Source organism: Helicobacter pylori (assembly GCF_014496485.1).
GTDB lineage: Bacteria > Campylobacterota > Campylobacteria > Campylobacterales > Helicobacteraceae > Helicobacter > Helicobacter pylori_DD.
The window spans coordinates 20,505-34,457 of sequence record NZ_JACTAX010000003.1 but is presented as its reverse complement, the minus strand read 5'-3'; the positions used below and the strand labels follow the sequence as shown (position 1 = coordinate 34,457).

Genomic DNA, 13,953 nt, shown 5'->3' with positions numbered 1-13,953 from the left:
CCTTATTTGATTAGTTCCATCATCTCTTTAAGATCTTTACATTGTATCCAAGAATGAGAAGTTTTTAAAAAATTTGCACTCAATAAAAGGTTATTTTTAACTTTAGCGTTCAAGCCGGCTAACATGTCGCTCTCCTTATCGCCTATCATAAAAGATTGCTCCAAGCAAATTTGATGCTCTTTAGCGGCTTGCAAAATCAAAGAGGGTTTTGGCTTCCTGCAAGTGCAATTTTCTTCTGGGGCGTGCCTGCAAAAATAGATGCCATCCAGATTAAAACCTAATTCTTTAAGCAAGCTTTCTTGGAGGTATTCAGTGAGATTTTCAAAATCTTTAAGGGTGTAATAGCCCCGGTTGATCCCAGATTGGTTGGTGATTAAAAGCAGTTTGTAGCCTAAAGATTTCGCATGCTTTAGCAATTCAAAAATCCCTTTTTGAAACTCAAAATCTTCTTTTTGACTCACATAGCCTTTATCAATATTGATAATGCCGTCTCTGTCCAAAAAAAGGGCTTTGTTAGTGGTCATGCGAATGCATTCCTTTATGATCATGCTGAGTGGTGCTGTTTTGATGATGCATAACATGAGGCATTTTGTGGTTAATGAGCATGATCCCCATATAAAAGACATAAAGCCCAAAAACCCCCATTAAACCTTTAGACAAAAGATTGAAAAATTTCCTGTAAGAAACGGAAATTTTGCTTAAAAAAATCCCCATTAAAAACAACGGCACGCTAGTGCCAAGCCCAAAAGAAAGGCCTAGCATCGCTCCCATAAACGCGCTATGACTGAGAATCACGCTCGCTAAAAACGAATACACCATCATGCAAGGTAAAAACCCATTCAACACGCCTAAAAAATACAGCCCTAGAATGTTTTGAGATTGCAAGGTTTTTTTCATCAAAAAAGAGATGAAAGGGATTTGAAAGCTTAATTTTTCCGCTTTAGATCCCAAGAGCGCTAAAAGGATTAAAATAATCCCCATGCTCATCAATAAAACGCCCCTAAAACCCATGTTCACGCTAAGACTACGCCCTAAACCTGCCGTTATAGCCCCTAAGAGCATGTAGGTGCTGATCCTTCCTACATTATAAAGGGCATGGCAAGTGAGCTGGTAAGAAAAGCTTGTAACTTTAGAAAATCTTATTTGACTGAACGCGCTCACAATCCCCCCACACATGCCCACACAATGCCCTAAAGACATGCTCAAAGCGGCTAAAAACATGCCCAAAAAACTCAAATTGTGCATCATTTGCATTCTAGTATCCCTGCTTTTTTAAGAGCGATTTCCATCCCGTCAAAAACCAAGCGCTCCTTGCAAACAGAATGAGGTAAAAACGCACTCAAATACTTCGCATCGCCCCCACAAAGATAGATTTTTTGATCTTTGGCTAAATGCTGGATACAAGCAATGACGCTCAAAACCATGCCGTAATTCACAGCGTCTCTGGTGTTTTTAGGTAAAACTTCTAAAGAATCTAATGCTTTGAAAGGTTGCTCTAAAATTTTAGCGCTTTTTTTATACGCATGAATATATTGGGCTAAACCGGGTAAAATACACCCTCCCAAATGCTTGCCCTCTTTAATTAAATCAATCGTAATCGCGCTCCCCGCATCCACCACCACGCCATTATTTACCGCCAAACACGCCATTTGCCGGTCTATCCCAAGCCCTACATAGTCGGTTTCTAAATGAAAAAACCCTGCAATATTTTTAGCGTTAGGGTAACAATTTAAAAGGGCTTTTTCATTTTCTTCATTCACGCTAATGTAAAAAATTTCCTTTTGAATACCCAAACGCTTTAAATCTTCTTTAGCGCTTGAAAAGAGCTGATAATTTTGCGCGAAATGGATACGCGTGTTGCCTATATCGCATAAAATTAGGTTTTTCAAATCTTTAAAAGATTGCCTAGCTGGCATAGGCCTACTTCTTATTCATTTCTAAAGCTTTTCTTCTTTCTTCAAGCTCTTTTTCATCTCTTTCTTGATGCTCTCTCGCTCTTTGTTCAAATTCCCTCGCTCTTTGTTCGGCTTTGGCTTTTTTCTTTTCTTCTTTCAAGCGGCGTTTTTCTTCTTTAGAGCTTGGTTTTAGCACTTCTTTTTTAGCGTTATCCTCTTTTGAAGTAGGAGCGTTTTCTGCGTCTTTTTCGTTACTCTCTTTTGAAGCAGGAGCGTTTCTATTTTCTTGATTTTCTTTCATGCCTTTTTGGATAGCGTTATTTTGATTGTTAATAGGCTCAGGCCTTCTGGTTTTAACTTCTTCTTCTTCAAACCCGCTATTTCTTGGCTTAACTTTGTTTTCTTCTAAAGGCTTTTCTTTAGCTTTATGCCTTTCTTGCAAATAAATAGGAGCGTTCCCTTTTTCGCCTTTTTGAGATTTTTTAGATGCCGGTTTTTCTACAACGGGATAAAGTTTTGGTTTAAAATCGTTATAATCTAAATAGTAGCGATCGTAATACACCCGATTTTTATCATAAAACACCCCTTTATCCAAACGATTAGATGAAAAAAACTTAAAACTGCCTATAGACGGCGTTTTATAGACATTATACGAATCAAAATCATTCAAATCCACCTCTATCACATACCCACGTTTTTCTAAAGAATACAATTTATTATGGTTTAATACAATGGTATTGAGCGAAGCAAAGGGCAGTTTCACGCTGTTTAATTCCCTCAAACTCTTATCCATTTGCAAAATCTGCCCATCTAGCGTGAGCACGTATAAAGTCCCCTTATCATAGAGCAAATCCACAATATCCCCATCATAGTTGAACTCTTGACCGCTCACGACTGAGAGTATCCTTTTCCCTGTAGAAGCGATCATGTTATTGCCATCTACAATAAGGTAGGTGATATTGTTAAAAAACTTATCGCTGCTGATAACAATGTTTCTAATAGGCGTAGGGTTTCCATGCACATAATCCACGACTAACAAGCGCCCATCTAGCATGGGGAACACCACGACCGTATCCATAAAAATAGGCATCGCCATTAAAGAATTGATCGTGGTGCTTGGGGAACCTTTCTCGCTAAAAAGCAATTTTTGAGAAGTGATGTCGTATAAATTCGCTGAATTGTCCGCTAACACCACCGCTAAAAAATTCCCTTTAACGCTCGCGCTCAAAGCAAAAGTCTCCAAAGGAATAACGATAGATTGTTGGCTGGCGTTAGGGTTATTGCTAATCAATTCCACTTGATGACAGACTTTATCTTGGACTTCCGCTTCAACGCCCTTTAATTTCAATTCCGTTTCTTCAGTCTTAGCCACCTTGTTTTTGCTTGTTTTTTTATCAATCTTGTTCAAACAATCTTGTGCAAGGATGAAAAACCCTTGACTCTCATTTAAAAAACTGCTTTCGTAATTGAAGTTCTTACCGATTCTTAGCTGCGTTAAACCTTTATCGCCTATAACCGCTCCATTTTTCAAAATGGCTCCATAACGATTAGATGAAACGATACTTTCTTGCAAATGGTTAGGGAAATACGCTTCGCCTTTAACTTGGTGTTTAGCGGGTTTGAAATATTTTCTCATGTTACAGCCGCTAAAAGCAATTAGGGCTATGAGTAAGATTAAAAATGGTTTATTCATCAAATCAATGCGTCCCTTGAATGGTTTCTTTTTTTAGATTGGTTGGTTTGGAAAGGTTTTGCTGAATTTCTTCTGATATTCCATAGTGTTTTAAAACAGAAATTATAGCATAGAGTGAAGAACTTAGAGGGATAGTGGATAAAATTTGATGCGCTTTTTTGATCGCGTCTTTAGAATTTTCTCCATACAACAAATTCACTTCTTGTAAAGCACTCATTTCTTTAAGAATGGGGCTTTTTTCAAGCAAGTTTTTATCTCTAGAGAGCGATGCGTAAGAATATTGTGCGAAAATTTTAACGATTTCATTAGAAGATTGCGAAAGCTTTTTAAACGCGTTCGCATCGTTTCTTTCGCTCGCTCTAGCGAATTGATACAAGTCATACAACTCTGGGGCGACTTCTTTCAATCTTTTTTGCAAAGCTATATTATTAGGACTCTCTAGAACTTCGTTATAAATTTGAGTGATCCGCTCTTTAGTTTGCTCGCGTTTATAATCTTGTAATTTTGTATCCCCTAAATAAGCGATAAAAGCCACGATAATAAACAATAACACCCATTTGTAGCGTTTGAAAAATTTTTCTAATCTAAACGCCCCCTCTAAAAGCTTTTCATCGCTTTTAAATTCGCTTTTAACCTGCTCTAAATTTTCCTTAATACTCATGCCTTGCTCACTCCCGTGCTGCCAAACCCCCCGCTCCCCCTTGAAGTTTCATCTAATTGCTCGCATTCTATAAATTCGGCTTTATAAGTTTTTTGAACCACCCCTTGAGCGATCCTATCCCCTACCTGGACTTTAAAATCTTTATCGCTCAAATTCGCTAAAATCACCTTAATTTCGCCCCTATAATCATTATCCACCGTGCCAGGGGAATTTAACACCATCACCTGATGATTCAAAGCCAAGCCGCTACGGGTGCGCACCTGCAATTCATACCCCACTTCTAAAGACAAACAAATCCCAATCCTTACCAACCCTACGCCATGAGGTTTGATCACTACTTCTTCTACAGCGTGCAAATCAAAGCCTGAAGAGCCTTCGGTTTGGTATTCAGGGATAAGGGCGTTTGGGTGGATTTTTTGGATTTTAATTTTCATCAAAACAAATCTCTTTATAATAAATGTCTAAAATTTCAAAATCGCTCTCGCCATTGGGTAATTGAATGCTCACCGCATCGCCCTTGCTCTTACCGATCAAACTCTTAGCGATCGGCGAACCAAAAGAGATCAACCCTTTAGCCGGATCGCTCTCCACGCTCCCTACTATCGTGTAAGAAAACTCTTTATCGTTGTCTAAATTAAGGATTTTAATCGTGCTCCCAAAACTCACTTTATTATGAGCCAAAACGCTCGGATCAATCACTTGAGCGTTAGCGACAATTTCGCTTAAATCCACGATCCTCGCTTCAATGAAGCGTTGTTTTTCCTTAGCGGCATGGTATTCAGCGTTTTCTTTCAAGTCCCCATGCCCTCTAGCAATATCAATTTCTTTCACAATATTAGGCCGTTCCACCTCTTTTAATTGCTTTAATTCCGCACAAATCTTATTGTATCCATGCATACTCATAGGTTCTTTATTCATTTAATCTCCTAAGCTTATTCAGTAGAGATTATAGTAAAAATTAAGTTAAATTCAGCAAAAAAGCCATTTCATTAGCGATTTTTCTCGCGCTCCCATGTTTTAAATATTCCCTTAATCTCAAACTTTCTTTAAAATAGCGCTCTCTGTCCATTTCTTTATACGCTTTTAACAAACCCTCTACACTCAAAAAATGCTGGATCAATTCCGGGTGCAATTGGCTCTCCCCAAGCCCTGGAGTTTCATCATTTAAGGCGTTATAAAAAATATTCGCTAAACCTATATAATGCAAATTGACCAACATTCTAGCGATCAAAAAATCCATCGTTTTAGCCCTATACGCTAACACAAAAGGCGTGCCAATCAAAGTGGCCTCTAAAGTCGCTGTGCCGCTGCAAATGAACGCAAACTCCGCTTCAAATAAACTTTTATGTGCATCATAAGAAATTTCAAATAATTGAATGTCTTCCCCATAAAGAGCTTTCAAATCCAACCCCTTAAAGAAACTCGGCACCACTAACACACGCCTTTTAAACCCTTCGTTTTGTTCTAAAATTTGAGCCACTTTGACAAACAAAGGGAACATTTTAGCGATTTCGCTTTTTCGGCTTCCTGGCATAAACACCAGAGTTTCGCCCTTAATATCTTTTTTATAATATTTAATTTCATCTAATAAAGGGTGTCCCACATATTGGGCTTTTTTTTGGTAATAGCCCACTTCAAAAGGCAAAATCGCCCCCAAAAAGTCGCAGTATTTTTCAAGGCTTTTAGCGCGCCATTTTTTCCATGCCCAAACTTGCGGTAAAATATAATACATGATTTTTTTATGCGGATCTTGTTTTTTGATTTTTTTGGCTAGGGGGATATTGAAAGAAGAAGAATCCATTAAAAGCACCATATCCGCTTGTTTGGCCAATTGGACCATTTCTTTATGGGCTTTGAGTAAAAACCCCAAACGGCCTATCACATCTCTAAAACCCATGACAGAAAATTCCCTAGGGCTATAGAGCGCCTCTTTGCTTTCAAACACTCCAATGAAACGATAATCTTTGGGCAAATTGCGCCGTAACTCCTCTAAATGAATATTAGAGCTCGCTTCTAAAGCGCTCACTAAAATCGTGGGCATTATTTGTCTTTCAAAAGGTTTTGGGCTTGATAGAGCTTGATTTCTTTATGCAAATCCCTTAATTCAATTTTGAGCAACGAATTTTCAAAATCTTTTTTAGAAAGATGGTTTTTTAAAAGCCTGTTTTCGCGCAAAACGCTGCGGTATTGCAAGTAAATCCCTTCATCAAACACGCGCTTGCTTGGTTTTGCCATGATAACCTGATTATCACTAGTGAAAACCTCCACTTCTTCAAGGGCTTTAGGGAAAATCCATTCTTCTCCTGTATTTTGCGTTTCTTTGTTTAAGCGGGAGTTTTCTTTTTCTGATTTTTTTTGATAGTTTTCTTGTTTCAAACCTTTTAAAACGCTCTTTTTCTTACGCAAGATTTCTTGGACTTGCTTCAATTCCAAACGGATTTTTTTTAAAACCTCTCTAGTGTCTTCAATTTCTTGCTGGTAAGCGTTCAATTCTTCTTGCATCGATTTTTATTCCGCTAACATTTCTAAAGACAACAAACGCATTTCATTGCCTTGAGTGATAATGACATTCTTGCTGTGGCATTTCTCACACACCCCATAATCTAATGCGTTAGGCTTAAAAACATGCGAACAATCCTTACATTCCAATTCAACCTTTTCATCCACAATGTCTAAAACAGCGTCCTTACACACCAAAGATTCTTCTCTAAAAGTCTCAAACGCGCTCACGAACAAGCTCTTATCCATAGCGCTTCTTTCACCAATACCGACCACGACTCTTTCAATCTTATGGGCTTGATTCTTCTTCGCATGCTCTTCGCAAAGAGCGATTAAAGAAGAAACGACCGAGTATTCATGCATACTAAACCTTAATCTTTAAATTAGCCCCTATTATATTGTATTAGAGTAATCCTTTGGTTTATTGCTTGAGATTCAATAGGGTGTTAAGGATTTGATCGGATGTGGTTACCGCTTTAGAGTTCGCTTGAAACCCCCTTTGAACCACAATCAAATTCGTTAAACTCCGGCTCAAATCCACATTACTAGACTCCAGTTTAGATCCTGAAATTGAACCCCTACGCCCCGTATTAGCCGCGCCGATTAAGGCTTGCCCAGAGTTTCCGGTTTGAGAAAAGACATTCCCACCCAAAGCCTGTAAGCCCGCATCGTTAGCGAAATTCGCTAAAGCCACTTGAGCGAGCGCTAAAGTCCTGCCATTACTGAACGCTCCTAAAAGCACCCCGTCTGAATCAAAGCGGACATCCATCAAATCGCCCGCCTGATAGCCGTTTTGCTCAATCGCATAAGTTTCAGAAATCTTATCCACGCTTGTCAATCCGTCAAAACTCCCTGAGGAACCAAAGGCTAAATTGATGCGTTGGGGGGCATCAGCGCCATTTTTAGGATCAAATTGCAAAAGAGGCGGGTTCATGCCTGCAAGCGATCCGTCGTTATTAAAATGCAAACGGCCTCCCTCAAACACATTAGGCCTAGCCGCTGACCCCCCTACTAATTCCCCAGGCTCAGGCACGATCACTCTAAAATTCCATTCCGCTCCCCCACTCCTATAAAACTCAATGCGCATGGCGTGTTTGGTGCCTAAGCTGTCTATCACATCAATGCTTGTCGCATGGGTAGCGTGGGTGAATTTAGAACTGCTCGCTGACGCTCCCCCTTCAATTAAAGAAGCGGTATTAAGCCCTTTCATGGCGTTTTTAAACAAAACATTGTTCGTTACGCTGTCTGAAGAATACCCGCTCACAAAGATATTGAGATTTTCTTTAATGACATTTTTATTGTCTTTATTATTGATTTCAAACATGCCGTATTGGTTGATTGTAACCCCTATAGAAGCCGCTGAGTCCTGGTAATTGTCCGCTAAACTAGGATCTTTAACGATATTAGCGTCATGCTGGATTAAGGCGCGCAAATCTTCAGTGGTCCTAAACTGCCCAATATCCGCATTAGGGCTAATAGAATGTGTGTAGCTGTATTTGAAAGCCGTTACATCTTTATCGCCATCTAAAAAGTTAGCGAACGCCCCGGTTCCGGCTTGAGTAACCACAATGTTTTTAAGCTTTTCATCGCCGTCTAATTCATTGGTGTTTTCCAAACGCAATTGCTTGCCGTCCAAATAAGCTTCAATCCCTGTTTGGCTTTTGACTGCATTGATCGCATTTTTAGCCGCCACTAAGCTTGAAGTCCGGCTCACCGCTGAATCGTTCGTGAAAGAAATCTTAACCCCATTCAACTCAAGCGTGCTGTTTTCTGCAGAAGGGAGGATGTCTTTGACCATTTTTGCGCTCTTATAGCTCACCCAAATTCCTTGGTTTTCATTCAATAAAAGAGCGTCGCCATCTTCATTGTATAAAGATCCCATGTCTTCGGCGACTTGAGCAAGATTCGTGCCTGAATCATACACCGGATTAATGCCATCTGAAGGGGTTTTGGCTGAAGAATCCAAAGCGAATATCGCCGCTGTTTGATCCGCATGCCTTCCAGCGTTTAAATTCGCCCTCATAGAAATGCGGTTACTCGCTCTGGCTGGCATCACCATTCCTGGATCAATTCTGATGTTTTCTAAAGGGCCTGTGTTATCCACTTTTAAAGCGTCTGTATCGCTCCCTTTATTGCCGGTATCGCTCCCGTTTCTCACCCACCCTTGCACCACAAGCCCGCCGGTGGTAACCAAACTCCCTTGCGAGTCAAAAAGGAATTCCCCATCTCTAGTGAAATTGCGCGTGATCCCCCTATCAGGGCTAATAATAAAAAAGCCATCGCCTTGAATCGCTAGATCGGTTTTGACATCTGTGTTTTGGATATTGCCTTGTGAAAAGATTTTAGTCGTCGCATCCACGCCTACCCCAAGCCCCACAGAAAAGTCATTCTGCCCTGCCAACCCGTTTTTATAGGGCGCAGTAGCGATGAGTTTGACTTGAGAGAGCATATCCACAAAAGAAGCCCTAGAATATTTAAACCCAGTGGTATTCACGTTCGCAATATTGTTACTCTCAATATCCAAAGCGATTTGGTGGGCTTGCATCCCATTGACACCAGACCATAAAGACCTAAGCATGGTTATCCTTTAATTTAAAGAAATTCAATCTATGCAAAATAAAGCAAAAGTTGTTCCTAAATAGCTTTTTAGAATGATTGGTTGCGGATTTTAAAGTCTTGTTAATCAAAAAGATCGGTCAAATTCATAAGAAAATAGGGAGTTTTGTAACACTACCCCCATAACGCTTTTTACTTAACGCAAAATCGCGCATTCATGATCTTGAATCTCTTCGGCTGAAGCGCGATTTAAAGTCAATGGGTTAAATTGTGTCGCTAATAAGACAAAGGAGTTATCGCTCTGTTGCACAACCGCCAAGCCATAGTCCCCCATGCGTTTGTGTGCATTAGGCACTTCTTTATTAAGCATGACAAACGGGCTTTTTTGCGCCAATTCGCTCTCTGTTACCCGACGCGCCAAGTATTTATGCCCATTCAAGCCGCCCGGTAATGGCGACCAACGGCTGTTGATTTTTTTTAGATGATTATCTAGCTGTTTGCGCGCATCAAGGCTAATGCAAGAGATATGGATATGAAAATGGTTTTGCGATCGCCCTTTTTTAGAGTTGATCGTCAAAGAAATTGCGCTATCAGGAATGGGTTTGCCGTATTTTTTACTCATAAAATCACGCGCTTGCCATGATAAATAAAAAAAGTTAGGCGTAGAAGGATCAAGCAACAAAGGGCTTTCAATACCGCTAATGTGAGTCGTTGGCATCAACAAATATTGCAACGGGCCGTTAATATCTTTTAAAACCACATAGCCGGCATCGGGTTTGACTTCTATGCATGGCGAAGGATTTTGATTTTTCTCATAATTGGGCAAACATTTCTCAAAAACAATCTTACGCAACACATTTGGATCTTTAGCGTTTAAACTCATAACAGCGATAGCTACCACCGCTAAAAAAAGAAAGCCCGCTTTTTTCATCTTTTTTGCTCCTTGTTTTTAATGGGAGTTTTTGCAAACTCTCTTGTTATTTTTCTACAATAGCGGTTAAAATCTTTAATCATTATGATTATTTTAACGAATTTTAACTTATTAGTAACATTTAGTAACCTATTTTAAAAAGAGCTTTTTGAATACCAACGAGAAAAACTTAAATTGATAACATTAAAAAAGCTAAAAGATTTTTTTAAAAAATTAAATAGCTTGCACTAAGCAGGCAATAATTTTTCACCATGCGATCTTAGGGGGTTGATACTTATCAAAATAAAGCGTTTTATAACCTTGATTTAGGTAATATCATCGCACTAATACCACAATAAGGATAATTATCATGCAAGATTTACCCCCATGCCCTAAATGCAACGACGCTTACACCTACCATGATGGCACGCAACTGGTTTGCCCTAGCTGTTTGTATGAGTGGAATGAAAATGAATCTAATGATGAAGAATTGATCGTTAAAGATTGCCACAATAATCTTTTACAAAATGGGGACTCAGTCATTCTCATTAAGGATTTAAAGGTTAAAGGCTCATCTTTAGTGCTTAAAAAAGGCACTAAAATCAAAAACATCAAACTTGTCAATAACGATCACAATGTGGATTGTAAAATAGAAGGGCAGAGTTTGTCTTTAAAATCTGAATTCCTCAAAAAAGCTTAGGAAAATACAAAAGCTTAAGAAAAAGCTTAGTGGCTTTTTGAGCTTGTAAAAATCATTTTTTAGAAAAAATCAACTTGTCTAGCTTGAAAAAAATCACCGCTCCAATGGTTTGTCCCAAGAAAAGATTGAGCCACAACGGAAAATTGAAATAATAAAAAACCTCCATAAAAGGCAGCATCACCAACGCGCTCAACATCCACCTAAGCCAATAAATTAAAAACAGCTTGGAAGCGTATTCTGTGCCAAGTTTCTTAAAAAATTCTCGCATAAAGACAACCCTTTAAACCCTTTTTGCAAACTCTCCCTAAAAAGGAAAGCCCGCTATCAAGGAATATTCCTAAATCTCATGCCTTTAGACAATCGTATAGGACACTCTTTTTTCAAAAAGTTTGCTCTCGTAATTGCCTAAATCCCTACCATCCACAAGGGCAAAAGCATCGCCAAAAGTCGCCAATAAGGCAGAATCTAACTGCATGTCTTTATGACGATTCAACGGGATAAAGACTTCCTTGTGGTTATTTTGAAAATCAAACGCTAGAAATGAATCTTTCAAATACACTTCTACTCTAGGGGCGTTTTTCACCACGCTATTTTGACCCAGTTTCAAGCCTTGCACTTCAGCGCTTTTAATCCCACACGCATGGCATAAGGACACAAACATGCTCTCTTGTGAAATGGTTGCAAACCAAGGCAAACTCTCACGCTTAGGCAAATTTTCTTTACCCTCTAAAGCCTTCTGTCTCTTAGGCATGTCATGCTTGATGAACGCATAAAAGTTACGGACGCTTTCTTTAGGGGTTGTTCCCTTGAGCTGGTTGGCAATGTTAGCCACGCTCGCATCGTCTCTTTCATAACGCCCCATTGCTACAAAATCGCTCGTTTCAAACAAACGCTCATTCAATTGATAGCTAGCGATCTCATAAGACAAATGGACTTGCTTTTTTTGAGCGCTTTTTAAAAAATCCACTTGCAAATAAGGCACTCCAAAATTAAGCATGCTTTCATAGCTAGCATGGTTGCCTTGTAAATGCACATTGCTCGCTACAACACTTGGCATGGGAATGAAAAGTGAAGTGTGTTCTGCAGAATCAAAATCAATGCTGTACTCAGCCTCTATTTTATATTTTTTTGCAACACTCCCTTTGCTTTCTTCTGCCTGCAAAATCTGTGCTCCCAAAACAACACCTGTAGCACCTAAAGCAGTCGTTTTAATAAAATCCCTTCGTTTCATAACTATAACTCTTTATTGTAATTTTTAAATTCGTTGAATGAATGAAAAAGTAGGACACACCACCAAAGGATTGATGAGTATCCAAAAACCTAAATTTTGAAAGACAAAGCGTTCCTAAAAAATAAGAACGCTTAAAGAAAAGGGTTACTTTTTCTTTTTTGTGTGGTGCATGTCTTTTCCATGCATGTCTTTCATCATTTTTTGGTGTTTTTCAAGAGCTTTTTTAACTCCCTCAGCGTATTTGGGGTCAGCTTTCTTGAAATGCTCCAATTGTTTATCCACAATTTCCTTATGGGTAACATGAGCTAAAGACTCTCCAATAGTGTCATGCAACCTTTCTTTTTCATCAGCTGGCAATGAGCGGTAGTAATCACCTGGTTGGGTGTAGTAATCGCTATCCTCAGCTCTGTAATCCCAATTCCACACTTCAAACTCTTTCTCAATATGAGCTAAGTTGAATTTAGGATCTCTCGCACTCTTATCTTCTTTATAGCCAGGCAATGAGCTAGGCGTATAGTTTTGTAAAGAGCCGTAATACCCGTTTTGCATGTAACCATCTCTGCTAGAAGAGTGGAACGGGCATCTTGGTTTATTGACCGGTATCTGAGGATAATTAACCCCTAAGCGGTAGCGGTGTGTGTCCCCGTAAGAGAACAAGCGCCCTTGTAACATCCTATCAGGGCTATAGCCAATTCCAGGAACGACATTAGCTGGAGTGAATGCCGCTTGCTCCACTTCTGCGAAATAGTTTTCAGGATTTTTATTCAACTCTACAATGCCCACTTCCATTAATGGATAATCTTGGAGGTACCAGATTTTAGTGACATCAAACGGATGGAATCGATACTTCTTAGCATCCTCTTCTGGCATCACTTGAATGCTCAATTTCCATTTTGGGTAATCCCCTCTAGCGATCGCATCGAATAAATCCCTTTGATTGGAATCAGGATCATGCTTTCTGATTTCTGCGGCTTCTTCATTAGTCAAGTGCTTAACGCCTTGCATGGTGTGAAAGTGGAATTTCACCCAAAAGCGTTCGCCTTTAGCGTTGATGAGACTGAAAGTGTGGCTGCCAAAACCATCCATGTGGCGGAAAGATTTAGGGATACCTCTATCGCTCATAACCCATGTTACTTGATACAAGCTTTCAGGAACATTGCTCCAAAAATCCCATACCATGTCATGGTTAGGCAAATTGGTTTGAGGATCTCGTTTTTGAGTGTGGATGAAATCAGGGAATTTGATCGCATCACGGATAAAGAAAACAGGCGTGTTGTTCCCTACTAAATCCCAGTTACCTTCTTCAGTGTAATACTTCATCGCAAAACCTCTAGGGTCTCTTACCGCATCCGCGCTGCCTCTTTCACCAGCCACAGTGGAAAATCTGAAAAAGCATTCTGTTTTTTTGCCCACTTTAGAGAAAATTTTCGCTTTAGTGTATTTAGTGATGTCTTTAGTCACGGTGAAAGTGCCATAAGCCCCGCTTCCTTTAGCATGCACTACCCTTTCAGGGATCCTTTCTCTGTCAAACGCCGCTAACTTTTCCAAAAACCAAGTGCTTTGTAATAAAACAGGACCTCTAGGGCCGGCCGTAATCACATTGTTGTCATCCCAAACGGGAACGCCAAAAGCAGTGGTTTGTTTCACATCTTTATTAACCATCTTTTTTCCTTTTATGATCTTAAATCTTCGTAATATGACACTAAGCCAATTACTTGTGGTGATTATTACATAATTTGTTATACAAAGACTAACAAGATTCAATTTCCTTAAAAAATCTTTTTTTTAAGAATAAAAAACCCCCTTAA

General features: G+C 39.4%; 15 protein-coding genes and 1 pseudogene. 1 reads left to right on the top strand and 15 read right to left on the bottom strand.

Annotated elements, in window-relative coordinates; genetic code table 11:
- Window positions 1-2 precede the first annotated feature (2 nt).
- The 12 genes and pseudogenes from gmhB to cdh form a co-directional block, all read right to left on the bottom strand.
- Window positions 3-524 carry a D-glycero-beta-D-manno-heptose 1,7-bisphosphate 7-phosphatase gene (gene gmhB, locus IC572_RS02220; RefSeq protein WP_187854921.1) on the bottom strand — a complete coding sequence of 174 codons (522 nt, stop codon included), beginning with the start codon at window positions 522-524 and terminating at the stop codon, window positions 3-5.
- On the bottom strand, window positions 514-1,254 hold the full coding sequence (locus tag IC572_RS02215; protein ID WP_187854920.1) for a sulfite exporter TauE/SafE family protein: 741 nt from the start codon (window positions 1,252-1,254) through the stop codon (window positions 514-516). The genes gmhB and IC572_RS02215 overlap by 11 nt, the downstream gene beginning before the upstream one ends.
- A complete protein-coding gene (locus IC572_RS02210) occupies window positions 1,245-1,916 on the bottom strand; it encodes a type III pantothenate kinase (protein ID WP_187854919.1) in 672 nt (223 codons plus the stop codon). The genes IC572_RS02215 and IC572_RS02210 overlap by 10 nt, the downstream gene beginning before the upstream one ends.
- Window positions 1,917-1,920: 4 nt before the next feature.
- A complete protein-coding gene (gene pgbB / locus IC572_RS02205) occupies window positions 1,921-3,588 on the bottom strand; it encodes a plasminogen-binding protein PgbB (protein ID WP_187854918.1) in 1,668 nt (555 codons plus the stop codon).
- A gap of 4 nt (window positions 3,589-3,592) precedes the next feature.
- Window positions 3,593-4,249 (bottom strand): hypothetical protein, encoded by a 657-nt coding sequence (locus IC572_RS02200; protein WP_187854917.1) that lies wholly within the window; start codon window positions 4,247-4,249, stop codon window positions 3,593-3,595.
- Window positions 4,246-4,683 (bottom strand): dUTP diphosphatase, encoded by a 438-nt coding sequence (gene dut, locus IC572_RS02195; protein WP_000694141.1) that lies wholly within the window; start codon window positions 4,681-4,683, stop codon window positions 4,246-4,248. Before dut ends, IC572_RS02200 begins: the two co-directional genes overlap by 4 nt.
- Window positions 4,673-5,167 carry a transcription elongation factor GreA gene (gene greA, locus IC572_RS02190; RefSeq protein WP_001031343.1) on the bottom strand — a complete coding sequence of 165 codons (495 nt, stop codon included), beginning with the start codon at window positions 5,165-5,167 and terminating at the stop codon, window positions 4,673-4,675. Before greA ends, dut begins: the two co-directional genes overlap by 11 nt.
- Window positions 5,168-5,207: 40 nt before the next feature.
- Entirely contained in the window at window positions 5,208-6,290 is a 1,083-nt protein-coding gene (lpxB, locus tag IC572_RS02185) for a lipid-A-disaccharide synthase (protein WP_187854916.1), read from the bottom strand.
- Window positions 6,290-6,751 (bottom strand): nickel-binding protein Mua, encoded by a 462-nt coding sequence (mua, locus tag IC572_RS02180; protein ID WP_187854915.1) that lies wholly within the window; start codon window positions 6,749-6,751, stop codon window positions 6,290-6,292. The genes lpxB and mua overlap by 1 nt, the downstream gene beginning before the upstream one ends.
- A 6-nt stretch (window positions 6,752-6,757) precedes the next feature.
- A complete protein-coding gene (gene hypA, locus IC572_RS02175; RefSeq protein WP_000545287.1) occupies window positions 6,758-7,111 on the bottom strand; it encodes a hydrogenase/urease nickel incorporation protein HypA in 354 nt (117 codons plus the stop codon).
- A gap of 58 nt (window positions 7,112-7,169) precedes the next feature.
- Window positions 7,170-9,326, bottom strand: coding sequence for a flagellar hook protein FlgE (flgE, locus tag IC572_RS02170; RefSeq protein ID WP_000946402.1), 2,157 nt, complete (start codon window positions 9,324-9,326; stop codon window positions 7,170-7,172).
- Window positions 9,327-9,500: 174 nt separating this feature from the next.
- Window positions 9,501-10,394: pseudogene (gene cdh, locus IC572_RS02165) on the bottom strand (CDP-diacylglycerol diphosphatase).
- 190 nt (window positions 10,395-10,584) lie between these two features.
- Between cdh and IC572_RS02160 the strand changes: the two are divergent.
- Entirely contained in the window at window positions 10,585-10,914 is a 330-nt protein-coding gene (locus IC572_RS02160; protein ID WP_187854914.1) for a zinc ribbon domain-containing protein YjdM, read from the top strand.
- A 52-nt stretch (window positions 10,915-10,966) separates the two neighbouring features.
- Here the strand turns inward: IC572_RS02160 and IC572_RS02155 are convergent, their stop codons facing one another.
- From IC572_RS02155 to IC572_RS02145, 3 genes are all read right to left on the bottom strand, one after another.
- Window positions 10,967-11,182, bottom strand: a complete 216-nt coding sequence (locus IC572_RS02155; protein ID WP_001206518.1) for a hypothetical protein — start codon at window positions 11,180-11,182, stop codon at window positions 10,967-10,969.
- An 84-nt stretch (window positions 11,183-11,266) separates the two neighbouring features.
- Complete coding sequence (locus tag IC572_RS02150; RefSeq protein WP_187854913.1) at window positions 11,267-12,145, bottom strand: twin-arginine translocation signal domain-containing protein; 879 nt, start codon at window positions 12,143-12,145, stop codon at window positions 11,267-11,269.
- Between the two features lie 144 nt (window positions 12,146-12,289).
- Complete coding sequence (locus IC572_RS02145; RefSeq protein WP_187854912.1) at window positions 12,290-13,807, bottom strand: catalase; 1,518 nt, start codon at window positions 13,805-13,807, stop codon at window positions 12,290-12,292.
- Between the last annotated feature and the right edge of the window lie 146 nt (window positions 13,808-13,953).